Annotated in this window: 21 protein-coding genes and 2 tRNA genes; 17 read left to right on the top strand and 6 right to left on the bottom strand. The window is 69.6% G+C overall.

Going from position 1 to position 22,522, the window contains the following annotated elements; genetic code table 11:
* Nucleotides 1-71 precede the first annotated feature (71 nt).
* Nucleotides 72-1,547, top strand: a complete 1,476-nt coding sequence (locus tag AMR74_RS13520) for a KaiC domain-containing protein (protein WP_053772588.1) — start codon at nucleotides 72-74, stop codon at nucleotides 1,545-1,547.
* A 318-nt stretch (nucleotides 1,548-1,865) separates the two neighbouring features.
* Here the strand turns inward: AMR74_RS13520 and AMR74_RS13515 are convergent.
* Nucleotides 1,866-1,936 (bottom strand) — tRNA-Gly (locus AMR74_RS13515).
* A gap of 117 nt (nucleotides 1,937-2,053) precedes the next feature.
* Here AMR74_RS13515 and AMR74_RS13510 point away from each other — a divergent pair.
* Complete coding sequence (locus AMR74_RS13510; RefSeq protein ID WP_053772587.1) at nucleotides 2,054-3,496, top strand: M28 family metallopeptidase; 1,443 nt, start codon at nucleotides 2,054-2,056, stop codon at nucleotides 3,494-3,496.
* A 29-nt stretch (nucleotides 3,497-3,525) separates the two neighbouring features.
* On the opposite strand, the gene nadE is transcribed toward AMR74_RS13510, so the two are convergent.
* Nucleotides 3,526-4,497, bottom strand: a complete 972-nt coding sequence (gene nadE, locus AMR74_RS13505) for an NAD(+) synthase (protein ID WP_053772586.1) — start codon at nucleotides 4,495-4,497, stop codon at nucleotides 3,526-3,528.
* 424 nt (nucleotides 4,498-4,921) lie between these two features.
* Here nadE and AMR74_RS13500 point away from each other — a divergent pair, with 424 nt between their 5' ends.
* Nucleotides 4,922-5,455: an HTH domain-containing protein gene (locus tag AMR74_RS13500; RefSeq protein WP_053772585.1), complete on the top strand. Its 534-nt coding sequence runs from the start codon at nucleotides 4,922-4,924 to the stop codon at nucleotides 5,453-5,455.
* A gap of 22 nt (nucleotides 5,456-5,477) precedes the next feature.
* Here the strand turns inward: AMR74_RS13500 and truA are convergent, their stop codons facing one another.
* Together truA and AMR74_RS13490 are read right to left on the bottom strand one after the other, a co-directional pair.
* Nucleotides 5,478-6,395, bottom strand: coding sequence for a tRNA pseudouridine(38-40) synthase TruA (gene truA / locus AMR74_RS13495; RefSeq protein ID WP_053772584.1), 918 nt, complete (start codon nucleotides 6,393-6,395; stop codon nucleotides 5,478-5,480).
* The gene (locus AMR74_RS13490) at nucleotides 6,392-6,886 is read right to left on the bottom strand and encodes a universal stress protein (RefSeq protein WP_053772583.1); all 495 of its coding nucleotides are present in this window, start codon (nucleotides 6,884-6,886) and stop codon (nucleotides 6,392-6,394) included. Before AMR74_RS13490 ends, truA begins: the two co-directional genes overlap by 4 nt.
* A 173-nt stretch (nucleotides 6,887-7,059) precedes the next feature.
* Between AMR74_RS13490 and AMR74_RS13485 the strand changes: the two genes are divergently transcribed.
* The 11 genes from AMR74_RS13485 to AMR74_RS13435 all read left to right on the top strand — a co-directional run bounded on the left by AMR74_RS13485 (nucleotide 7,060) and on the right by AMR74_RS13435 (nucleotide 14,689).
* Nucleotides 7,060-7,626 (top strand): peptidylprolyl isomerase, encoded by a 567-nt coding sequence (locus tag AMR74_RS13485; RefSeq protein ID WP_053772582.1) that lies wholly within the window; start codon nucleotides 7,060-7,062, stop codon nucleotides 7,624-7,626.
* Between the two features lie 82 nt (nucleotides 7,627-7,708).
* Nucleotides 7,709-7,817, top strand: a tRNA-Glu gene (locus AMR74_RS13480).
* An 87-nt stretch (nucleotides 7,818-7,904) separates the two neighbouring features.
* The gene (locus tag AMR74_RS13475) at nucleotides 7,905-9,089 is read left to right on the top strand and encodes a cystathionine gamma-synthase (RefSeq protein ID WP_053772581.1); all 1,185 of its coding nucleotides are present in this window, start codon (nucleotides 7,905-7,907) and stop codon (nucleotides 9,087-9,089) included.
* Nucleotides 9,090-9,184: 95 nt separating this feature from the next.
* Complete coding sequence (locus AMR74_RS13470; RefSeq protein ID WP_053772580.1) at nucleotides 9,185-10,132, top strand: D-2-hydroxyacid dehydrogenase; 948 nt, start codon at nucleotides 9,185-9,187, stop codon at nucleotides 10,130-10,132.
* A gap of 184 nt (nucleotides 10,133-10,316) precedes the next feature.
* Nucleotides 10,317-11,315 carry a phosphate signaling complex PhoU family protein gene (locus tag AMR74_RS13465; RefSeq protein ID WP_053772579.1) on the top strand — a complete coding sequence of 333 codons (999 nt, stop codon included), beginning with the start codon at nucleotides 10,317-10,319 and terminating at the stop codon, nucleotides 11,313-11,315.
* Nucleotides 11,312-12,181 (top strand): alpha/beta hydrolase, encoded by an 870-nt coding sequence (locus tag AMR74_RS13460; protein WP_053772578.1) that lies wholly within the window; start codon nucleotides 11,312-11,314, stop codon nucleotides 12,179-12,181. Before AMR74_RS13465 ends, AMR74_RS13460 begins: the two co-directional genes overlap by 4 nt.
* A gap of 36 nt (nucleotides 12,182-12,217) precedes the next feature.
* Nucleotides 12,218-12,601 carry a hypothetical protein gene (locus AMR74_RS13455; protein WP_053772577.1) on the top strand — a complete coding sequence of 128 codons (384 nt, stop codon included), beginning with the start codon at nucleotides 12,218-12,220 and terminating at the stop codon, nucleotides 12,599-12,601.
* 122 nt (nucleotides 12,602-12,723) lie between these two features.
* Nucleotides 12,724-13,005: a ubiquitin-like small modifier protein 1 gene (locus AMR74_RS13450; protein ID WP_053772576.1), complete on the top strand. Its 282-nt coding sequence runs from the start codon at nucleotides 12,724-12,726 to the stop codon at nucleotides 13,003-13,005.
* The gene (locus AMR74_RS13445) at nucleotides 13,002-13,361 is read left to right on the top strand and encodes a hypothetical protein (protein ID WP_053772575.1); all 360 of its coding nucleotides are present in this window, start codon (nucleotides 13,002-13,004) and stop codon (nucleotides 13,359-13,361) included. The genes AMR74_RS13450 and AMR74_RS13445 overlap by 4 nt, the downstream gene beginning before the upstream one ends.
* A complete protein-coding gene (locus AMR74_RS13440) occupies nucleotides 13,361-13,909 on the top strand; it encodes a hypothetical protein (protein WP_394324740.1) in 549 nt (182 codons plus the stop codon). The genes AMR74_RS13445 and AMR74_RS13440 overlap by 1 nt, the downstream gene beginning before the upstream one ends.
* A 54-nt stretch (nucleotides 13,910-13,963) precedes the next feature.
* A complete protein-coding gene (locus AMR74_RS13435) occupies nucleotides 13,964-14,689 on the top strand; it encodes a fumarylacetoacetate hydrolase family protein (RefSeq protein WP_053772574.1) in 726 nt (241 codons plus the stop codon).
* A 40-nt stretch (nucleotides 14,690-14,729) separates the two neighbouring features.
* Here AMR74_RS13435 and AMR74_RS13430 read toward each other — a convergent pair whose 3' ends face one another.
* Nucleotides 14,730-15,578: a DUF7117 family protein gene (locus AMR74_RS13430; protein WP_053772573.1), complete on the bottom strand. Its 849-nt coding sequence runs from the start codon at nucleotides 15,576-15,578 to the stop codon at nucleotides 14,730-14,732.
* Nucleotides 15,579-15,721: 143 nt separating this feature from the next.
* Between AMR74_RS13430 and AMR74_RS13425 the strand changes: the two genes are divergently transcribed.
* The 3 genes from AMR74_RS13425 (at nucleotide 15,722) to AMR74_RS13415 (ending at nucleotide 21,205) form a co-directional block, all read left to right on the top strand.
* A complete protein-coding gene (locus AMR74_RS13425; protein WP_053772572.1) occupies nucleotides 15,722-16,855 on the top strand; it encodes a DUF7544 domain-containing protein in 1,134 nt (377 codons plus the stop codon).
* A 170-nt stretch (nucleotides 16,856-17,025) separates the two neighbouring features.
* On the top strand, nucleotides 17,026-19,278 hold the full coding sequence (locus tag AMR74_RS13420) for an NADP-dependent malic enzyme (RefSeq protein WP_053772571.1): 2,253 nt from the start codon (nucleotides 17,026-17,028) through the stop codon (nucleotides 19,276-19,278).
* A 721-nt stretch (nucleotides 19,279-19,999) separates the two neighbouring features.
* Nucleotides 20,000-21,205, top strand: coding sequence for a Cdc6/Cdc18 family protein (locus tag AMR74_RS13415; protein ID WP_053772570.1), 1,206 nt, complete (start codon nucleotides 20,000-20,002; stop codon nucleotides 21,203-21,205).
* 103 nt (nucleotides 21,206-21,308) lie between these two features.
* On the opposite strand, the gene AMR74_RS13410 is transcribed toward AMR74_RS13415, so the two are convergent.
* The gene (locus AMR74_RS13410) at nucleotides 21,309-21,869 is read right to left on the bottom strand and encodes a TATA-box-binding protein (protein ID WP_049932645.1); all 561 of its coding nucleotides are present in this window, start codon (nucleotides 21,867-21,869) and stop codon (nucleotides 21,309-21,311) included.
* Between the last annotated feature and the right edge of the window lie 653 nt (nucleotides 21,870-22,522).

Genomic DNA, 22,522 nt, shown 5'->3' with positions numbered 1-22,522 from the left:
CCGCCGGAAAGTTTCAAGCCGCTCGGCCGCGTTGCTCGGGCCATGTCGACCCCCCACGGGCGGCGAAAACGATGAGCGAGGAGGACGACTGGTTCGAGCGCGCGCTGCGCGAGACCGACGAGGAGTCCGACGAGCGGCCGGTGGGCGACGCGGCGGGCGGATCCGGCGACGACGAGGGAGCGGCGGACGGCCCGGCCGACGGAGCGGCAGAAATCGATCCCGCGAACGGCGATTCGGAGGACGGCGAGCCTGATCCCGTGTCGACCGACTACGACGATCCGGCGGCCGAGCTCGGCGACTTGGGCGGCGGTGCCGACTCCGAATCTAAGTCCGAAGATGCGGGCGAGGAGGTAGGCACGGAAACGGACGAGGCGGGGGCCGCGGCCGACGACGGCGGCTCGTTCGACGGCAATGTCGGAGGCGACGACGAGTCCGGAGGCGAAGGGCAGACCCCCCCATCGGCGGACGACGGCGTGCCGGCCGACGCGTTCGGCGACCTCGACGCGGACGAGGGGTTCGACTCCCTCGGCGGGGACGACCCCTTCGGCGGGGGTGGCGGGACAGACGCTGACGGCGTCCCCGAGAGCGGCTCCGGCGCGGGGACGGACACCGGTTCGGGCGGTGGGGGCCCGTTCGGCGCGGACGACCCCTTCGGCGGGAGTCGGGGAGGAGGCGGCGGACCGAGCGGCGCGGGCGGCGGCGGGACCGAGGGCGGTGGCGACCCCTTCGGCGGCTACCGCGGCGCCGCGACCGCCGGCGACGACGACTTCGGGTTCGGCGACCTCGGGGGCGACGCGGACGCCGGCGGCCCGCCCGACTTCGACGCCGACCCGGACGAGTTCGAGTCGGAGATCACGCGGACCGACATCGGGATCGAGGGGCTCGACGACATGATCCTCGGCGGGGTCCCCAAGCGGTCGCTGCTGTCTGTCATCGGCGGCGCCGGGACGGGGAAGACGACGTTCGCGCTCCAGTTCCTCAACCGCGCGCTCAAGTCCGGGAACAGAGGGATCTACATCACGCTGGAACAGACGCGCGAGTCGATCCTCGACACCGCGACCGAGAAGGGGTGGTCGTTCCGCGAACACGCCGACGAGGACCGCCTCGCGGTCGTCGCCATCGACCCGATCGAGATGGCCAACTCACTGTCGTCGATCCGCAACGACCTCGTCCGGCTCATCTCCGAGTTCGGCGCCGACCGGCTGGTGCTCGACTCCGTCTCCCTCCTGGAGATGATGTACGACCACCCGGCGAAGCGCCGGTCGGAGGTGTTCGGGTTCACGCGCTCGCTGAAGGAATCGGGCGTCACCACGCTGCTCACCTCCGAGGCGAGCGAGGACACGCCGTACGCCTCGCGGCACGGGATCGTGGAGTACCTCACGGACGCCGTCTTCGTCCTCCAGTACGTCCGCGGCTCCGACTTCCGCGAGACCCGGCTGGCCGTCGAGATCCAGAAGATCCGCGACGCGAACCACTCCCGCGAGACGAAGCCGTACGACATCACGGACACCGGAATCTCCGTGTACGATCAGGCGAACATCTTCTGACCGCGAGCGGCCGTGTCGGCACCGAGTTTCCGGAGCGGATTCGGCTACGGTTCCTGCGGCTCACGGATTGTTCGCCGCAGGAATGCACCGTCCGGGAGTCCCGTGAGCGGAGTGAACGGGACAACGGACGGAGCACGACCGAAGAGTGTTTACCGAGCGAAGCGAGGCAAACGCTGACTGACAAAGTCCGTCAGAAGTGCACCGTCCGGGAATTGAACCGGAATCAGACGTGCTCGCTCGTTTCACTCGCTGCGCGCGTCCGATAGGGTTCAATTCCCCTGCTGATTCCTGCGGCTCACGGATTGTTCGCCGCAGGAATGCACCGTCCGGGAATTGAACCCGGGCTATTAGCTTGGGAAGCTAATGTCCTACCACTGGACCAACGGTGCTCAAGTCGAGATACCTGACCGTCCCACTTGAACGTAGCGTTTCGGCGGACGCCGGCCGGCTCCGAGCCGCGGTGCCGCGAGCCACACGCTTAAGCCCTCACCGACGGACGCACGCCCATGACCGACGACGCAGCAGACGCGGCGCGACCCGAGGCGGCCGCGGCGGTCGACCGCGTCCGCGAGCGCGCGGACGAACTCGCCCCCGCCCTCGGCGCGACCTGGACCGACGACGATCCGTGGCGCTTCCTCACCGACCTCACCGCGATCGGGAGCCGGATGGCCGGGAGCGAGGGCGAGCGCCGGGCGGCGGGCCTCGTCGCCGATGTATTCGAGCGCGTCGGGCTCGCGGACGTGCGCACGGAGCCGTTCGACCTCCCGGTCTGGGAGCGCGGGTCGGCGTCGCTCGACGCGACCGTCTCGGGCCGTGACGGCCAGCCGTCGACGCGCTCGTTCGGGGCCCTGGCGCTGCCGTACTCGCCGTCGGGGAGCGTCTCGGGCGAACTCGTCGACGTGGGCTACGGCACCCCCGCGGAGATCGATGAGCGCGACGTCGAGGGCCGGATCGCGGTCGCGTCGACGACCACGCCCTCCGGCGGCCGGTTCGTCCACCGCATGGAGAAGTTCGGCTACGCGATCGACGCGGGCGCCGTCGGGTTCGTGTTCGTCAACCACCTCGACGGCCAGCTGCCCCCCACCGGGTCGCTCACGTTCGGCGAGGAGGCCGAGGCCGTGGCGGTCGGCGTCTCGAAGGAGACCGGCGCGTGGCTGCGCGAGTACGCTGTGGGCGTCGAGGCCGGCGCCGTCGGGGCCGCGAAAGACGACGTCGCACGGGCGGAGCTGTCGGTCGAGGCGTCGACGACGCCCGGCGAGAGCCGCAACGTCCTCGGGAGCACCGGGCCGGGCACCGACGAGCGGGTCCTGCTGCTCGCACACTACGACGCCCACGACATCGCGGAGGGCGCGCTCGACAACGGCTGCGGGATCGCGACGGTCGCGACCGCGGCCGACATCCTGGCGGACGCCGACCTCCCGATCGGCGTCGACGTCGTCGCGGTGGGCGCCGAGGAGGTGGGGCTGCTCGGGGCGGAGCACCTCGCCGACCGGCTGGACCTCGACCGGGTGAAGGGCGTGGTCAACGTCGACGGAGCCGGGCGGTTCCGGGACCTCGTCGCGCTCGCGCACGCCTCCACGGCGGCCGCGTCGGTCGTGGAGGCGGTGTCGACCGCGACCCGGCAGCCGATCGAGGTCGACGCGCAGCCGCACCCGTTCTCCGACCAGTGGCCGTTCGTGCGCCGCGGCGTGCCGGCGCTCCAGCTCCACAGCGACTCGGGCGACCGCGGGCGCGGCTGGGGGCACACGCACGCGGACACGCGGGACAAGGTGGACGACAGGAACGTCCGCGAACACGCGATGCTGGTCGCGCTGCTCGTCGCCGAGTTCGCGGCGCCCGAACGCGACCTCCCGCGGCTCGACCGCGACGAGCTCGCGGCCGCGTTCCGCGAGGCCGACTTCGAGACCGGGATGCGCGCCGCCGATCTCTGGCCGGCCGACTGGGACTGATCGAGCGGGGGGACGGGCCCGCCGGTCGTTCACTCCAGGTCAGCGTCCGGCGTCGGCGCGGGAAGCCGCTTATGCGCCGACGCGCGGTGACGCCCGAGCAGGTCCGCGACGAGCTCGCGGTCGACCGCGCCGAGGTCGGTGCCGGCCCCGGCGTCGGCCGCGGGGGATTTGCCCTCCGTGAGCGCCGCCGCGATCCGCTCGACGACGGACTCGGGATTGAGCCCGCGGTCGACGCCGAGGTGGAGGACCGGGTCGATGACCTCGTACGGCGCGCCCAGGTCCTCCGCGTCGCGCTGTCCCGGGAGGAAGCCCGCCGTCGGCGCCTTCTCGACGACGAACTCCGGCACGTCGAGCTCGCTCGCGAGCGCCCGCACGTCGGACTTGTAGAGGTGGCCCAGCGGGAACAGGTCGGCCGCGCCGTCGCCGTGTTTCGTCAGGTAGCCGAGCAGGAGCTCGCTCCGGTTCGCGGTGCCGCAGACGAGGCGGTCCGTCGCGCTCGCGGCGAGGTAGGCGACCGCCATCCGGAGCCGCGCGACGGCGTTGCCGGACCGCACCGGCTCGTCGTGGAGGTCGAAGCGGTCCGGGACCGCGGCGCCGAACTGCGCGAACAGCGGCTGGAGGTGGACCGTGTCGTGGTCGATACCCAGCGCTTCCGCGAGCGCCTCGGCGTCGCGGGCGTGCGGCGCGCCGATCTTGTTACACGGCAGGATCAGCCCGTACACGCGGTCTGTCCCGAGCGCCTCGACCGCGAGCGCGGCCGTCGCCGTCGAGTCGAGCCCGCCGCTCATGTTCACGACCACGCCGTCGGCGCCCGCGGCGTCGACCCGGTCGGCCACGAACGACCTGATTCGATCGCGTTCGAGCGCGGGGTCCCGGTCCGGGAGCAGCGAGGCGGGGAGGACCCGGCCGGCGGCCGCTCCGCCGTCGCCTGAGCCCGTCGCTCTCCCCGAGCGCTCGGTGGCCGCATCGTCCGGGTCGAACGCCGACTCGCGGTCAGCCATCCTCGCCTCCGCGGGCCGTCCGCCCCGTCCGCTTCGTGCGCCCGCGGGAGCGTCCGACGGTTCGGCGCGGAGCGCGGGCGCGTCTCTGCGAGCGATCGCGGGCGTCGCGTTGGATCGTCATTCGTCGTCCGCCGCTTCCGGTCGCGGTGATAAATACTTGCGGTGTAGATAATATAAGGATATAGTATATTTACTAGTGTCTCGTGGGAATAGAGAAGAAAAACCACATACACATGCAATTATAGACAAATATTTTCAAATAATTGTATATGGGGAATCTCGATCGGTGCCGTGACTTGTATATGAAGTCTTGTATCCAAAATCATTGCTTGTTTTTGTAGGAACAGCGCAGATAACCACATATCTAATCATATAATGTCGTTATACGCAAACATTTATTATCCGCATCTAGTTCTATCTTACCATGTCGAAGATCCAGTTAAGTTCGAGTCAGGAACGCGTGCTCACAGCGCTCGTGAACCTCTCGGAGGGTCGAGAGGCGCCGGTACAGGGCCGCGAGATCGCGGACGCAATCGACCGCAACGCGGGGACGGTGCGGAACCGGATGGGGAGCCTCAGCACCCTCGGCCTCGTCGAGGGCGTCGCCGGGCCGGACGGCGGCTACATCCCGACCGACGGGGCCTACGACGCGCTCGGCATCGAGCGCTTGGAGGACGCCGCGACGACGCCGGTCGAGCGCGAGGGCACCTTGGTCGAGGACGTCACCGTCGCGGAGATAGACCTGTCGAGCGTCGCGAACCCGGAACTGTGCCGCGCGGAGCTCGTGATCCGCGGTCCGGTCGGCCCCTTCGACGCGGGCGACCACGTGACGGTCGGGCCGACGCCGGCCACCGGGCTGCGGCTCTCCGGCGTCGTCGACGCGACGAACGTCGACGGCAACAGCCTCTTGGTCCGCGTCGACGGCATGGAGACCCCGACGGGCGGCTCGGCCGCCTGAGCGGCTCGGTCGGCGCCCGCGGTCAGTCTCCCTCGACCGCCGAGAACAGCCTGTCGCGGACCGCGCCGGTGGCGGACGCGGCGTGTCGCGCGTCCCTGTGTCGCTCGCCGAAGGCGACGCGCGCGCTCTCCGCGGCCTCGCGGTCGACGGCGAACGAGGCGTCGGGGTAGGTCACGTCCCACAGCACGAGCGGCTCCGGCGGCGCGGGACCGATCCCGCGGTCGCCCGGTATCGGCTCGGCGGCGAGCAGTCGGTCGATCCACGCGAGGTCGGCGGTCCCGCGGCCGACCGCGCGGGCCGCGGCGACGACCCGCCGCACGAGCGCCCGCGGAAAGCCGTCCGCCGAGAGTTCGACGACGAGCGTGTCGCCCCCGCGGGTCGCGCCCGCGTCGAGGTCGCGGACCGTCCCCGTCTCGTCGGTCGTCAGGTTGTGGAAGTCGCGTTCGCCGTCGAACCGCGCGAGCGCCTCCCGGAATCGGTCGTCGTCGACCGCGTGCTCGGGGTCCTGCCGCGCGCGGTCCGAGGCGGATTCGGCCCCGGACTCGGGGGCGTAGAGGTGGTACCGGTACGTCCGCCGGGCCGCGTCGTGGGTCGCGTGAAAGCCGTCGCCGACGTCGGCAGCCGCCCACGTGCGGACCGACCCCGGCAAGTGGCCGTTGAACGCGCGGGGCGTGAGCCAGGTCGGCGCCTCGAAGGCGACGGTCTGGGCCACAGCCGAGACGCCGGCGTCGGTCCGCCCGGCCGCGGCGTAGCCCGTGGGCGTGGCGTGCGTCGACCCGTCGCCGCGCTCGACGAGGCCGTGGTCCGCGAGCGCTTCGAGGAGCGCGTCCGCGACGGTGCGGGCGTGGGGCTGGCGCTGGAAGCCGGCGTACGCCCGCCCGTCGTACGCGACGCGGAAGGCGCGCGTGACCGTGTCGCGTCCGTTCGACGCGCCCGTCACTGGGCGCCGGACGGCTCGGGGTCGCCCGCCTCGCCGGTGTCCGGCGGGTCCGCCTCGGCCTCGTCGGGGTCGGCCATCGGGACGGTCACCACCGGCACCGACGCGACGCGGACGACCTTCTCAGTGACGCTGCCGAGGAGGAACCGGCGGATCCCCCGACGGGTGTGGCTCGGCATGACGACGATGTCGGCGCCGTCGTCGATGGCGTTCTCGATGACTTCCAAGGGGTCGCCGCGGACGACGCTGCCGACCGTCTCGACGCCCCTCGCCTCCAACTCGGCGGTCACCGCCTCGACCCGTTCCTCGGCCGCGTCCGCCAGTCGGTCGGAGAACACGCCCGCCCGAGGGCCGGCGAGCGTGTCGGCGGCGGTATCGGCGGCCGAGAGGACGTGGACCGTCGCGTCGTACCGCTCGGCGAGGCTGGCCGCGTGCGGGATGGCGTCGTTCGCCTCGCCGCCGGGGGCGACGGGCAGGAGGATGTCGTCGTACATGCGTGGGTACGGAACGCCCACCCGCAAAGTCCTGTCGGCCGGGGAACCGGTCGGCGGACCTGTCGGCTGACCGGTCGGGAAGGCGGTCAGCGACGGTCGATCGAGGGTGTCGCCGGGCGGCAGTCGGGCGCCGGATGGGTAGGGTTTTCCGGCGGGCGGCCCTCCCCGTGGGTATGGGACGCGACGTGTCCGACCCCGACAACCCGCAGGTAACGCTTCAGACCAACCACGGCGACATCGTCGTCGAGCTGTTCGCTGACCGCGCGCCCCGGACGGTCGAGAACTTCCTCGGCCTGGCGCGACACGACCCCGCCGCGGACGCCGAGCCCGCGCCGGAGACGAACACGTGGGAAGACCCCAAGACCGGCGAGGTCCGCGGCGACTCGCTGTACGAGGGCAACGTCTTCCACCGCGTCATCGACGACTTCATGATCCAGGGCGGCGACCCGATGGAGAACGGTCGCGGCGGCCCCGGCTACCAGTTCGACGACGAGTTCCACGACGAACTCACCCACGACGGGCCCGGGGTCCTCTCGATGGCGAACTCCGGTCCGAACACGAACGGCTCGCAGTTCTTCATCACGCTGGACGCGACCCCGCACCTCGACGGCAAGCACGCCGTCTTCGGGCAGGTCGTCGACGGGATGGACGTCGTCGAAGAGATCGGCGCGGTGCCGACCGGCCGCAACGACGACCCCCGCGAGGCCGTCGAGATCGAGCGCGTCGACGTCGACGAGTAGCCCTCGCGGTCGGGCGTCGGACCCCTCCCCGGCGCGTGGAGTTGAGAAGACTTAAATTGCCCCCGGCGTAATCACCGGTTGCGCTCGGTTGGTGTAGTCCGGCCAATCATGTTGGCCTTTCGGCGGACGCGGCGCCTCGGCGCCGGTTCGGAAGTCAGCCGACGACCAGGGTTCAAATCCCTGACCGAGCATCCATTCTCACCTCGCGAGCGGCGCGTCCGGATCCGCCCGCACTCCGAAGGGGAAGAATCACCACCGTCGGTGACGGAGAGGCGGATATGATCGACCGATCCGACGACGCCGAGGGCGACGACAGGCGGTTCGAGACCCGCGCGATCCACGCCGGCCAGGAGCCGGACCCGGAGACCGGCGCGCTGATGACGCCGATCCACGCGAACTCCACCTACGAGCAGGACGCGCCCGGCGACCACCGCGGCTACGAGTACAGCCGGACCGGGAACCCCACCCGGACCGACCTCGAAGCGAACCTCGCCTCGCTCGAGTCGGGCAGCCACGCCCGCTGTTTCTCCTCGGGGATGGGCGCGATCAACACCGTGCTCAACCTGCTCTCGGCGGGCGACCACGTCGTCGCGGGCGACGACGTGTACGGCGGAACCCACCGAATCTTGACGCAGGTGTACGACGAGTACGATCTCGACACGACGTTCGTCGACACCACCGACCACGACGCGGTCCGGGACGCGATGCGTGACGAGACCGAGCTGGTGTGGGTCGAGACGCCGACGAACCCCCTGATGAACGTCAACGACATCGGCGCGCTCGCCGACATCGCCCACGAGGGCGACGCGCTCTGCGCGGTCGACAACACGTTCGCGACCCCGTACCTCCAGCGGCCGCTCGAACACGGCGCCGACATCGTCTCGCAGTCGCTGACCAAGTACCTCGGCGGCCACTCGGACACGATCGGCGGCGCCCTGATCGTCGACGACGAGGAGCTTGACGAACGGCTCGGCTTCTACCAGAACTCCGTCGGCGCGACGCCCGGCCCCTTCGACGCCTTCCTCGTGCTCCGCGGGACGAAGACGCTCCCGGTGCGGATGGACCGCCACTGCGAGAACGCGATGGCGCTCGCGGAGTGGCTGGAGGGTCACGACGCGGTCGACCGCGTCTACTACCCTGGGCTGGAGTCGCACCCTGACCACGAGCTGGCGGCCGAACAGATGGACGACTTCGGCGGCATGCTCTCGTTCGAGCTCGACGGCACCCTCGAAGAGGCGTCGACGGTCGTGAGCGAGACCGAGGTGTTCACGCTGGCGGAGTCGCTGGGCGGCGTCGAGAGCCTGATCGAGCAGCCGGCGGCGATGACCCACGCGGCCATCCCGCGCGAGGAGCGGCTCGCCGCCGGGCTGACCGACGGCCTCGTCCGCGTGTCCGTGGGGATCGAGCACGTCGACGACATGAAGGCGGACCTCCAGGCGGCGTTCGACGCGGCGCTGTCGTAGCCCGCCCGCCCGGGCTCCGGGCCGCTCCGTCGGCACGCCAGGTTCGCGGCCGGACGACTGGTACCATTTTTGTCGCCGCCGCCGAGACTGCCTCCATGAGCGATCCAGACGTCTTGGTGCTTCGACAGACGATCCACGGGCTCGGCCCCGACGAACTGGCGGCGGCGATCCGCGAGCGGCTCCCCGACGCCGAGGTGGCGCGGGCGCGGACGCCGGCGGAGGAGCGGGAGCTGATCCGGACCGCCAGGGTCGCCGTCGGACTCAGCATCGACGAACACCTGCTCTCGGTCGCCGACGACCTGGAGCTGTTCGCCTGCGTGTTCGCGGGGACGGGCCACCTGCCGCGGGACCTGCTCGCGGACCACGGCGTCGCCGTGACGAACGCCTCGGGCGTCCACGGACCGAACATCGCCGAACACGTCGTGGGGTCGATCATCGCGCACGCGCGACAGTTCCACCGCGCGTACCGCCAGCAGTCCCGCCGCGAGTGGCGCACCTACGAGACGACGGAGGTGTACGGCTCGACGGTCGCCGTCGTCGGACTCGGCGCCATCGGCCGGTCCGTCGTCGACCGCCTGGAGTCGTTCGACGTCGACACGGTCGGGGTGCGCTACACCCCGGAGAAGGGGGGCCCGACCGACGAGGTGTACGGCTTCGACGAGTTCCACGACGCCGTCACCGACGCCGAGTACGTCGTGTTGGCGTGTCCGCTCACGGAGACGACGCGGGGGCTGGTCGACGCGGACGCGCTCCGGACGATGCGGTCCGACGCCGTCCTCGTCAACATCGCGCGGGGGCCGATCGTCGACACCGACGCGCTGGTGACGGAGCTTCGGAACAACCGGATCCGCGGCGCGGCGCTGGACGTCACGGACCCGGAACCGCTCCCGGAGGACCACCCGCTGTGGGGGCTGTCGAACGCGACGATCACGCCGCACAACGCCGGCCACACGCCCGAGTACTACGAGCGCGTCGCCGACATCCTCGCGGACAACGTCGCGCGGCTGGACGCCGGCGACGACCCGCGCAACCGCGTGGTTTGAAGCGGCACCGAGGATGGACTGTCTGAAAATATACAATACTATATATTCATAATTGTTTCTTAATACCGATTTAGAAAACGCTGAACGGGACAGAGCGAGCTGAGTCGGCGGGGTTGTCCCGTACTCTCTGACGGAGGTATATATTTTGATCAAAATTAAGGCGGTCCGCTCCCGAGGGCCTGATATGGAAACGCGGAAGGTCCAGGTCACCGGCGGCTCGACGTACACCGTTTCGATTCCGAAGACGTGGGCGACCGACAACGACGTCGAGGCCGGGACGGAGATCGAGTTCCACCCCGACGGCGACTCGCTGTTCCTCACCCCGCGGTCCGAGTCCGAACGGACGCGGGGGTCGCTGGACATATCCGGTCTGAGCGGTCAGGCGCTCCGCCGAGCGGTCACGACGATGTACGTCAGCGGATTCGACGTCATCGAACTGGAGGCCGCGGAGATCACCACCGAGCAGCGCTCGACGATCCGCGACGGAGTCCAGAGCCTCGTCGGGCTGGAGGTGTTAGAGGAGACGCGCGACCGCGTCGTCGTCCATGACCTGCTCGACTCCTCGGAGCTTTCGATCCACAACGCGGTCACGCGGATGCGACTGATCTCGCTGTCGATGCTCGAAGACGCGATCACCGCGCTCTCGGAGCGCGACCACGACCTCGCGCGCGACGTGATCGGCCGCGACGACGACCTCGACCGCCTGTGGCTCGTCGTCTCGCGGATCTTCCGCGCCACCCTGCGGACGCCGAAGGCCGCCGAGGAGCTGGGCCTCCCCCGCGAGGAGTGTTTCGATTATCACTCCAGCGCCCGGCAGCTGGAGCGGATCGGCGACCACGCGACGAAGATCGCGCACCTCACGCTGAACATCGACGAGGCCCTCCCCGCGGACGTGGTCGAGGCGGTGAGCGACCTCCACGGCGACGCCGTCGACGTGATCGACGCGGCGATGGACGCGCTGTTCGACGACGACACCGAGGCCGCGACCCGCCGGGCCAACGAGGCGCGGACCGGCGTTCGAGCCATCGACGAGCGCGTGCGCTCCATCGACGAACTGCTCCGCGACCTCGACCCGACGCGGGCCCAGCTGCTCGGGCTCGTCGTCGACTCCGTGCTTCGGTCCGCCGACTACGGCGGGAACATCGCCGAGACCGCGCTCCAGAAGGCGGCGCCGACGCCGTGAGGAATTCCCTCGACTCGATCGCGCGCCGACTGCCCACGCGCCGGACGCTCGCGCTCGCCGCGGGCGCGGTAGTCCTCCTTTCTGCCATCGTCGTCGCCGCCGGTGCCGCGTACTTCGCCGCCGGACTCGGGCCGAACGCCGACGCGGTCGCGGCCGCCGAGGCCGACCCGGACGTCGCCGTCGATCGGACGCCGGTCGGGACCGCGGTCCGCGACGGGCCGGTGACCGCGTCGACCGTCGGGTTCGTCTACTACCCCGGCGGGCGAGTGTCACACGAGAGCTACGTTCCCACCGCCGCCGAGATCGTTGCCGCTTCCGACCGCGCGGCGCTCGTCGTCGTGGTGGACGCTCCGCTCAACCTTGCCGTTCTCGCGCCGGACCGCGCCGACCGCGTCCGGGAACGCTACCCCGATGTGGACGCGTGGGCGGTCGGCGGCCACTCGCTCGGCGGCGCTATGGCCTGCCGACACGCCGCCGGTAATGCCGGGGCGTACGACGCGCTCGTCCTCCACGCCGCGTACTGCGACCGGGACCTCTCACAGAGCGGCCTCGACGCGCTCGTGGTCCTCGGCGGCGCCGACGGAGTGATCGACGCCGAGCGCGAGCGCGCCTCTCGGGAGAACCTCCCGGCGGACGCTCGGGTCGTCGAACTCGACGGCGTCAACCACGCCGGCTTCGGAGCTTACGGCCCGCAGCCCGGCGACGGTCCCGCATCGCTGTCGCCGGCGGCCAGCCGGCGAGCGGTCGGGAACGTGACGGGAACGTGGCTCTCCGAACGGGGAGCGGTGACCCGTGAGCGCCGGTCGCGATCGGTTTCGCACCGTGGCTCCGCGGGCGTCCTTACCGCCGCTCCCGTCGCCGGGTGAACGGGTTTTTTCAGCGCGCTCCCCCGAGGTGTTCCCATGCCAGAGATCGAACTCGGCGTGCCGAAGGGCGTCGTCGAGTCGCTTCCGGAGGACGAGGGGACCGCCGAACGCGACATGCGACGCGCCATCGCGGGGATCCAGTCGCGGCTGAACGAGGCGCTCGACGAGGCGGACCCGGACGAGGCGGCCGAGGTCGTCGCCGACGCGGTCGAGCGCATGGAGTCGCAGGCGAGCACGTACCACGAGTTCGTCCCCGAACTCCGCGCGTGGGGGCAGTCGCCGATATACGCCATCGCGTGGCGGAACCTCTACCTCGAACTGATCGGCCAGCTGTACGACCACGAGTGGCTCGCCGACGACCTTGACCGCGAGCGGAACTTCCGGCTGGTCGAAGACGGGATCCGGCTGTCGGACCTGTAGCGGGTGCGACCTCGCGCGGGCCGCGAACTGTGGGCCACGGATCGCCGTCGTCGCCGCGCGTCCGCCGTCGGTTCGGTTCCGCGGCCGACCGCTTTTAAGCCGCCGCGACACGACGTACGGGTATGGAATTGGAACTGCGGTTCTTCGCGACGTTTCGCGAGGCCGCCGGCGGGAAGACGGTGAACGCGGAGTTCGCCGACGGCTCCTCCGTCGGCGACGTGTTGCGCGAACTGGAGGCCGAGTACGAGGGGATGGAGGGCCGGCTGATCGTCGACGGCGACCTCGCTCCCCAGATCAACGTCCTGAAGAACGGCCGCGAGGTGCTCCACCTCGACGGGCTCGACACGCCGATGGCGGACGGCGACCGGCTCTCCGTCTTCCCGCCGGTCGCGGGGGGCGCATGACCGACGACGCGTCGGCGGCGACCGAGGGGGGCGTCGACGACGAGGCGGCGGGGGCCGACCTCCCGCCCGCCGAGGAGGGGTGGGAGCGAAAGACGGTGGCGTACCGCGGTATCTCTCGACGGCTCGCGGCTCACTACCTCCGCAACCTCGGCGGGGAGCTAGTGGGGACGGACGACCCCGCGGCCGCGACCCGGGTGGACGGCGACGGCTGGCGAGTGACCCTCAGCGCCGAGACGGTGACCGCCGCGGCCGCCATCAAGCTCACCGAGGTGACCGCCGAGTTCGCGGGCGACCCCGAGGTCCTCGCCGAGCTCCTGCCGAGGTACCGGCAGAAGGCGATGCGCGCCGGCGGGTGATGTCCGACGACGCCGACGGCGGGGAATCGGGAGGGCGGGACGGCGCCGAGGAGGACCCGGGTCCGTACCCGATCGAGGGGACCGCGCTGGTGAAGACGGCGGCGCTCGCGAGCGTGCCGGCCGCCCGCGTCCCGGCGCTGCTCACGCGCGTCCAGGCCGATTTGGGGACAAGGATCGACGAGTACCGCCGGCGCTACGAGCGGGTCGCGACCGAGCCGGACCGCGAGACGTTCCTCGTCGAACCGGACCACTGGGAGGCGGTGGCCGACCGCGTCGGGCTCTCCGAGCGCGAGCGCGACGCGGTCGTGCGAGCCCACGAGGCAGCGGTCGAGCGGATCGGGTCCGGGAGCGGTCGCCGGGAAGAGTTCGACACCGCGCTTGAGATCCGGTCGGGCGTCGTCATCGGCGTCGAGGTAGAAAGTGAAGAAACCGACGACGCAGCGGCGAGAACGAACGGCGGCGAGTCGGGGTCGGACGGCGGCGAGTCGAGGTCGGACGGTGGCGAGTCGAGGTCGGACGGCGGCGAGTCGAGGTCGGACCGAGACTGACCCGGGCGCTGCCGTCACCGACGCTTTTTCGAAGGCCAGCGCAGACGTTCTGGCATGCGACTCGCTCGACTGCTCACGCCGGACGGCCCCGTGGCCGGCCGCTACGACGACGGCGCGGTCGTCGCGGACGACGGCCGCTACGAGGTCGGCCGCGACGGTCGGTTGCTCCCGCCCTGTGACCCCAGTGCGCTGTACTGCGTCGGCCGGAACTACGCCGAAACGCTCGACCAGATGGACTACGAGCGGCCTGCCGAGCCGGACTTCTTCGTCAAACCGCCGGCCAGCCTGCTGGCGCACGGCGAGCCGGTCCGGTACCCGGAGTGGACCGACGAGCTGACTTACGCCGGCGAACTGGTCGCGGTGATCGACGAGCGGTGCCGCGACCTCGCGCCCGATGAGGTGCCGGACGTCGTGCGCGGCTACACGGTCATGAACGACGTCGACGCGCTCGACCAGCAGGGGCGGACCGCCCGCAAGGCGTTCGACGGCTCCGCGCCGCTGGGGCCGTGGATCGAGACCGACGTCGACCCGACGGCCCTCGATATCGAGACGACCGTGGGCGGCGAGACGCGCCAGGACGCCAACACGGAGCTGATGCTGTTCGGTCCCCGCGAGATCGTCTCGTACCTCTCGAAGCGATTCACCTTCGAGCCCGGCGACTGTATCGCGTTCGGCAGCCCCGCGAACCCCGGCCTCGTCGAGCCGGGCGAGCGCGTCGAGATCACGTACGAAGGGGTCGGGACGCTCTCGAACGCGGTGGTCGCGCCCGGCGAAGACTGACGCGCCGCGTGCGGCGGGCGGCGGGCGAGCGGCGGGCGGCTCAGCGATCTGTCGGGTCGACGCCGTCGACGCTCGCGTCGTCGATCAGGTCGGTTGCGGTCCGCAGGCTTCCCTCGTCGCCGGTTCGGACGTAGGCCCCGAGCGCGGCGGCGGCGTCGACGAGGGCGTCCGCGGTCGCGGGCGACACGTCACCGCCGAGGGCGTCGACACGCGTGACGCGGTCGCGGAGGCGCTCGAAGGCGTCGCGGGCGGGGGCGATCCTGTCTTCTGGGTCGGGGCCGTCGACGGTGACAGTCGGCGCGTCGTCAGCGTCGGTCCCGTCGTCGCCGTTCGTTTCGGCCCGGTTCCCCCCAGCGCCTGATTCGAGTTCGTCGAGGAAGTCGAGCACGTCGCTCCGGTAAGCCTCGACGGCGCGCACGGCGGCCATTCCCCGCGCCTCCCGGAGCGCTGTCGGGACCTCCTCGGCCGCGGGTCGGGCGCCGTCGTCCGCGCCGGCGAGCAGCGCGAGGAGGTACTCGCCGTCGGCGTCAGTCGGGTCGCGCAGCCGCTCGTAGCAGTCGACGGCCTCAAGCAGCTCGCGGGCAGCGAGGTACGTCCCGCCGAGCGGGGCGAGCTTCCCCCCGTCGATGAACCCGCGCTTCCGGCAGTACTCCCGGAGGTCGGACTGGAGCTCGTCGACGCCGGATCGGGGGAGGGTCTCCTGTGCCTCTCCGAACCGCTCGCGGTGAGGGGCGAGGTCGAGCGAAACGGGGGCGTCCGTGTGGGCCGTGCGGTCGTCGACGCCGACGCTGCGCAGGTCCCCGCAGCTCGGACACGCGACGGAGCCCGTGTCGTAGTACGACCACCGCGCGCCGCAGGACTGGCACTCGCGTTCGCCGCGGACCTTCATGGCGACCGGTTCGTCGCGTCCGCCCTAAACGGCTGCGGGTCGCCTGGTGGCCCGTGACACGGTGCCCGGGGTCAGCCGCTCTCCCCCTGAACCGTCCGGGACCAGTGGCCAGCCTATTTCACGCCCTCGGGCGAACGGTCAGTATGAGCCGGCACGCCGTCGAGGCCGTCGACCGCGCCGTCCGGGTCACGCGCGGGTTCCTCTTTCCCTTCGAAGCGGTTCGGTGGGCGAAGCTCGGGTTCCTGGCGCTCGTGATGGTGAGCGGCGGCGCCGGGGCGTCGGGCGCGACGACGTCGTCTCTCGGCGGTCCCGCCGGCGGCGGTGCCGGCGATTGGAGCGACGCCGGGGTCACAGAGCCCGTGTCGGTGCCCGCGGGCGTCGAACGCGCCGCGAACGCGGGGGTCGAGCGTCTCGCCGGGTTCGACACCGCGCTACTGGCCGGGCTCGACGCCGCGCTGCTGACCGGACTCGCTCTCGGGGTCCTCCTCGCGGGGATGGCTCTGTTCGCGTGTTCGATCGCGTTTCGGCTCGTCTTCTACGAGGCGCTCTCGACGACGGAGGTCGCGCTCTGGCGGCCGTTCCGCGACCGCTTCCGACAGGCGCTCGGTCTCCTCGGCGTCGCGGTGCTGAGTGCTGTCGCCGTCGGGCTTCCCGCGGTCGCGGTCGCGATTGCGATCGATCCCGACCTGTTGCGGTTCCTCGGCGTTTCGGCTGGGGGATTAGCTGCGCGGTCGTCGGTGATCGGTCCGGCGTTCGGCGTGCTGGCCGTGATCGGGGCCACGGTCGCGGTCGTCGGGACCGTCGTCTCCAGGATCACGTTCGAGTTCGTCGCTCCGGCGATGGTCGCCAGAGACGTTGGCGTGATCGACGGGTGGCGAGCGGTCTGGGCGTCGTTCCGCGGGTCGTGGGCCGACGTCGTCTTCTACTTTGCGGTTCACCTCGTCCTCGCGGCCGGCGTCGGGATCGTTCAGGCCGTCGCCGCCGCGTTCGTCGCCGGCGTCGTCGGGGTTTCGGCGCTCGTCGCGCTCCTCCTCGCGGCGGTGGCGCTCGGCGGCGTCGGGGCGTTGATCGGGACGACCGCTGGGGCGATCGCCCTCGCGGCGGTGCTCGTCTGCGCGGTCGTCGCCGTCGTGGTCCTGACGCTCCCGGCCACGCTGGTCGTGCGGACGTACCTGACCGCGTTCGAAGTCTCGACGCTGGCCGGCATCGATCCGACCCTCGCGCCGCTGGCGCCGACGCTCGCCGCGAGCGACGACCGGGAACCGACCGGCGAGTGAGTCGGCGGCGGTCGATAGCGATCGCGTGTCGTTGGCGGGCTCGGTCGTGATGATCGCGGTGGCCGAGGTTCTCGGCACCGCGTACGAGTCGCCGAGTGATCGTCGAACGTCGAATTGCGTACTCGACACCATCGGATAGCTTTTTACTCCGTTCACGAATGGAGAGAGACATGGGACTAGACGACGACGCGCGGGAGTACCACCGACAGGAGCCGCCCGGGAAGATCGAGATAGAGACGACGAAGCCCACGAACACGCAGCGGGACCTCTCGCTGGCGTACTCGCCGGGAGTCGCGGCGCCGTGTCGCGACATCGCGGCCGACCCCGAGTCCGTCTTCGAGTACACGGCGAAGGGGAACCTCGTCGCCGTCGTCTCGAACGGCTCGGCCGTCCTCGGGCTCGGCGACATCGGCGCCGCCGCCTCCAAGCCCGTCATGGAGGGGAAGGGAGTGCTGTTCAAGCGGTTCGCCGACATCGACGTGTTCGACATCGAGCTCGACATCGACGCCGTCGACCCGTTCTGCGAGGCGGTGAAGGCGATGGGACCGACGTTCGGCGGGGTCAACCTCGAGGACATCAAGGCGCCCGAGTGCTTCAAAATCGAGGAGCGGCTCCGCGAGGAGATGGACGTCCCGGTGTTCCACGACGACCAGCACGGCACCGCGATCATCTCGGGCGCGGCGCTGATGAACGCGGTCGACATCTCGGATAAGGACCTCTCGGAGCTCGACATCGTCTTCTCTGGCGCGGGCGCGTCCGCCATCGCGACGGCCCGGTTCTACGTATCGCTGGGCGCGCGCAAAGAGAACATCACGATGTGCGACTCCTCGGGGATCATCACCGAGTCGCGCGTCGAGGACGGCGAGGTCAACGAGTACAAGAGCCAGTTCGCCAGCCCGGTCGAGGGCGGTGACCTCGCGGACGCGATGGAGGGCGCCGACGTGTTCGTCGGACTCTCCGTCGGCGGGATCGTTTCACAGGAGATGGTCCGCTCGATGGCCGCCGATCCGATCATCTTCGCGATGGCGAACCCCGACCCGGAGATCACCTACGAGGACGCGAAGGGCGCGCGCGACGACACGGTGATCATGGCGACCGGCCGATCGGACTACCCGAACATGGTGAACAACGTGCTCGGGTTCCCGTTCCTCTTCCGTGGGGCGCTCGACGTGCGCGCGACCGAGATCAACGAGGAGATGAAGGCGGCCGCCGCGGAGGCGCTGGCCGACCTCGCCCGCAAGGACGTTCCGGACGCGGTCGTAAAGGCGTACGGCGACGACCCGCTCCAGTTCGGCCCCGAGTACGTGATCCCGAAGCCGCTCGACCCCCGCGTGCTGTTCGAGGTGGCCCCGCGCGTCGCGGAGGCGGCGATGGAGTCCGGGTCGGCCCGAACCGAGATCGACCTAGCGAAGTATCGTGAGCGGCTCGAAGCACGTCTCGGGAAGTCCCGCGAGATGATGCGCGTCGTCTTGAACAAAGCGAAGAGCGACCCGAAGCGGATCGCGCTCGCCGAGGGGACCGACGAGAAGATGATCCGGGCGGCGTACCAGCTCTCGGAGCAGGGGATCGCCGACCCGGTGCTGCTCGGCGACGCGGACACCATCTCGCAGACCGCGGCCGAGCTCGGGCTCTCGTTCCGACCCGAGGTCGTCGACCCCGACAACCGCGACGTCTCGAGCTACGGCGACCGGTTGTACGAACTCCGGAAGCGGAAGGGGATCACGAAGCGCGAGGCGGCCGACCTCGTCCGGCGCGACACGAACTACCTCGCGAGCGTGATGGTGGAGACGGGCGACGTCGACGCGATGCTCACCGGGCTCACCCACCACTACCCGTCCGCGCTCCGGCCGCCGCTCCAGGTCGTCGGGTCCGCGGTCGACACCGACACCGTCGCCGGCGTGTACATGCTCACGTTCAAGAACCGCGTCATCTTCTGTGCGGACACGACGGTCAATCAGGACCCCGACGCGGAGACGCTCGCGGAGGTCACGCGACACACGGCGGACCTCGCGCGCCGGTTCAACGTCGAGCCGCGCGCGGCGATGCTGTCGTACTCCAACTTCGGGAGCGTCGACAACGAGGGGACCCGGAAGCCGCGCGAGGCGGTCGACATCCTCCAGTCCGACGAAACGGTCGACTTCCCCGTCGACGGGGAGATGCAGGCCGACACCGCCGTCGTCGACGACATCCTCAACGGGACCTACGAGTTCTCTCAGCTCGACGAGGCGGCTAACGTCCTCGTGTTCCCCAACCTGGAAGCCGGGAACATCGGGTACAAGCTGCTCCAGCGCCTCGGCGGCGCCGAGGCCATCGGGCCGATGCTCGTCGGAATGGACGAACCGGTCCACGTGCTCCAGCGAGGCGACGAGGTGAAAGACATCGTCAACCTCGCCAGCGTCGCCGTCGTCGACGCCCAGGAGTAACTCGTCCAGCGGAGTGCGGCGAAGGCCCTCGTCGACTGCCTTCCGCCACTCTTCGCCGTTTTCTAGCAGCACTCGGGGCCGACGTGGCGTACTTCTTTCGCGGGGCCTCCGTTTCCCGCGACCGACTCCCCGTAATTTCTCGTAATTTCTTCGCGGCTGGCACCGCGTCGTTCTCCCCGACCAACGTGAGTCGCGGTGTGAGTGACACACCGTGTTTCCGGTGAAATCGGGTGTCGTCGCCTGGGGGTGTACTGCCGGCTGGGGGAGGCGTGCGAGACCCGCCGAAGTAGAATCGCGGACCCTCCACTATTCTGTCTGTTTTGAAACAACGGGTTTATTAGTTAAATGTGAGTATAGCTCGCCAAGCGATAGAAGCGAATGCTCGCCGAGCGAACTATGTCGTTCACCGGAAACGCGGTCTCCGCCGTGAGGGGAGCTTCGACACGACACCGTACACCGTGTTTCCGGTGAAATGCTGAGACGTGTCACCGCCGTGCCTCGCTCGGATTTTCCGAACTGACGGACGTTGTCGCCCGGTGTCGCTCTCCGATGTCCTGTTTCCCTCGGTCACAGGACTCACTCCAAGATCGCACCACCGACCGCTCACCCCGTTTCACCGGAAACGCGGTGTGTGTCTCGACCGGTCGAATTACGTGCGGACCTCGCCTCCCGCCCGGTCGCGAAACAGAACGCATTTCACCGGAAACCCGGTGTCTCTCTCATGGACGCAGCGGACGACCTCTTCACGAGAGAGGATCCTATCTTCGCGAACAAGGAGCTCCTCGAGATCAGTCACCTACCCGGCGAGGGACGGATCGTCGGCCGAGATGACGAGATATCCGACTTGGCGACGGCCGTCAACCCGGCCATCTTCGGACAGAGCCCGAGCAACGTCCTGATATACGGAAAGACGGGCACCGGGAAGTCGCTGTGCGCGAAGTACGTCTCCAAACGGCTCGTCTCGACCGCCAGCGAGGAGGGCGTCACCGCCACGTTCGCCTACGTCGACTGCGCGCAGGACACCACGGAGACCCAGGCGGTCCAGACCATCGCCGAGGGCGTGAACGACCCCGAGCAGACCGGAATCAACGTCCCTGACAAGGGACTCTCGACTTCCACCTACTACAAGCGGCTCTGGCGCATCCTCGACCAGCGGTACGACGTGGTGCTGATCCTGCTCGACGAGATCGACAAGCTCGACGACGACGCGATCCTGATGCAGCTGTCCCGCGCGGGAGAGGCGGGGAAGATCACCGACTGTAAGCTGGGTGTCGTCGGGATCAGCAACAAGATCCAGTACAAAGACCGGATGGACGAGCGCGTCAAGTCGAGCCTCTGTGAGCGCGAGTTCGTCTTCCCGCCGTACGACGCGAACCAGCTTCGGGAGATCATGCAGGCGCGCGCGGACGCCTTTCACGACGACGTGCTCGAACCCTCGACGATACCCCGGGCCGCGGCGCTCGCCGCGCGCGAGCACGGCGACGCCCGGAAGGCCATCGACATCCTCCGGTACGCGGGCGAGATCGCGCAGGCGAACGGCGAGCCTACGGTTCGCGAGGAGTTCGTCACGCAGGCGCGCGAGCGAGCCGAGACCGACCGCTTCCGCGAGCTCATTCGTGGCTCCACGCCGCACTCGCGGTACGTGCTCCAGGCGCTCGCGCTGCTGTCGCTGTCGAACGGTCGTCAGGACGGGTTCCGCACGAGCCGCGTGTACGAGATATACGAGAACATCTGCCGCCAGGAGGGATCCGACAGCCTCTCGCTGCGCCGCGTCCGCGACCTCCTGAAGGAACACGCGTTCCTCGACATCATCGAACAGTCGAAACACAGCGGCGGCAGCGCCGAGGGGAGTTACACGAAACACCAACTCCTCGAGGACCCGAGCGTCGTCAAGGAGGTGCTCACCGAAGACGACGCCGAAACGTAACCGGACCGCACTCAGCCGCTCGACAGCGACCCACGGCCGCTCGACACCGGTCGCCGCCCGTCTCCGAGACGGCGGGAACCGAACAGACCGATCGATTCGACCCTCAGCCGAGCAGGCCGAGCCCTTCGATGCGCTCGACGATCTCCTCGACCGCTTCCTCGGCGTCGTCGGTGCGCTTGCCGCCGGTGATGACGATCTTCCCGCTCCCGAACAGCAGGATGACGACCTCGGGTTCGTCCATCCGGTAGACGAGGCCGGGGAACTGCTCCGGCTCGTACTCCACGTCCTCGAGTCCGAGACCGATAGCCAGAGCGTTGAGGTTGAGGTTGTGTCCGAGGTCCGCGCTCGACACGATGTTCTGGACGGTGATCTCCGGGTCGTCCTCAACGGGGATCTGGAGTCCGCGGAGCTTCTCGAAGATGATCCCGAGCGCGTCGTGGACGTCGTCGATGCTCTTCGCGCCCGTACACACGATCTTCCCCGAGCGGAAGATGAGTGCGGCCGCCTTCGGCTCCTGGGTCCGGTACACGAGGCCGGGGAAGTTGTCCGGGTTGAAGTCCGCACCCGGGAGGTCCTCCGCCAGCGCCTCCAAATCGAGCTCCTGACCGATACCCGTCGATGCAACAACGTTCTGAATCTCGATCGAGTCTGCAGGGTTCGTCATCGTTCGCTTTTATATGTGTCCCCCTCCCTTATAAACGCCCGTGGTATAAATGACCGGCTGCCCCCGAGTTCTTCTTTTGTCGATGTTGCGCACGCGCGTGTGCCTCCGAGTCGTCGGCAGCACTATGATATAGTTCTGATATGTCTGCCGGTCACGCGCTCCTCTCCAGTCGCTCGCTCTCGTGGGCGAGCTCTACCCGTCGCGCCGCGTCGACGAGTCACTCGGTTGTGAGTTGCTCCATGAAACCGCATGACGTGGTGCCGATAGTTCGACGAGGTTAAGTACAACCCGGGCATTCGATGAGATGCGAGGCGCCCCCGCCGAGGGGGCACCGACCGGCCGTCGACGCGGCCGGTCGAAGCGTTCCGACGTGCTTAAGTGTATAAGCCCGTTCGGTCAAGACGCGAAGAACGCACCGCGGACTCGGGCCGTTCAACTCGGCCCGGTTTCGCAGAGTCGGTTCATCCGACTCATCCGATGAGGATCACACCCCCTGCGCTCCGGCGTAAGCGGTGATCTGATGTGAGCCGTGGTCGTTCGGTGCCATCCAAGCCGTTGGCTGGCCCGGACACCACACAAACCAATGCAATGGTGTGTCAACACTACGTTGACACCCGCCAACACCCCCTTCGGGCCGGGAATCAGGCCTGAAG

Origin of the sequence: Halorubrum tropicale, from assembly GCF_001280455.1 — an archaeon.
Lineage (GTDB): Archaea > Halobacteriota > Halobacteria > Halobacteriales > Haloferacaceae > Halorubrum > Halorubrum tropicale.
Note: the sequence above shows the minus strand (reverse complement) of the source record. Positions and strands in the feature narration are given on the sequence as shown.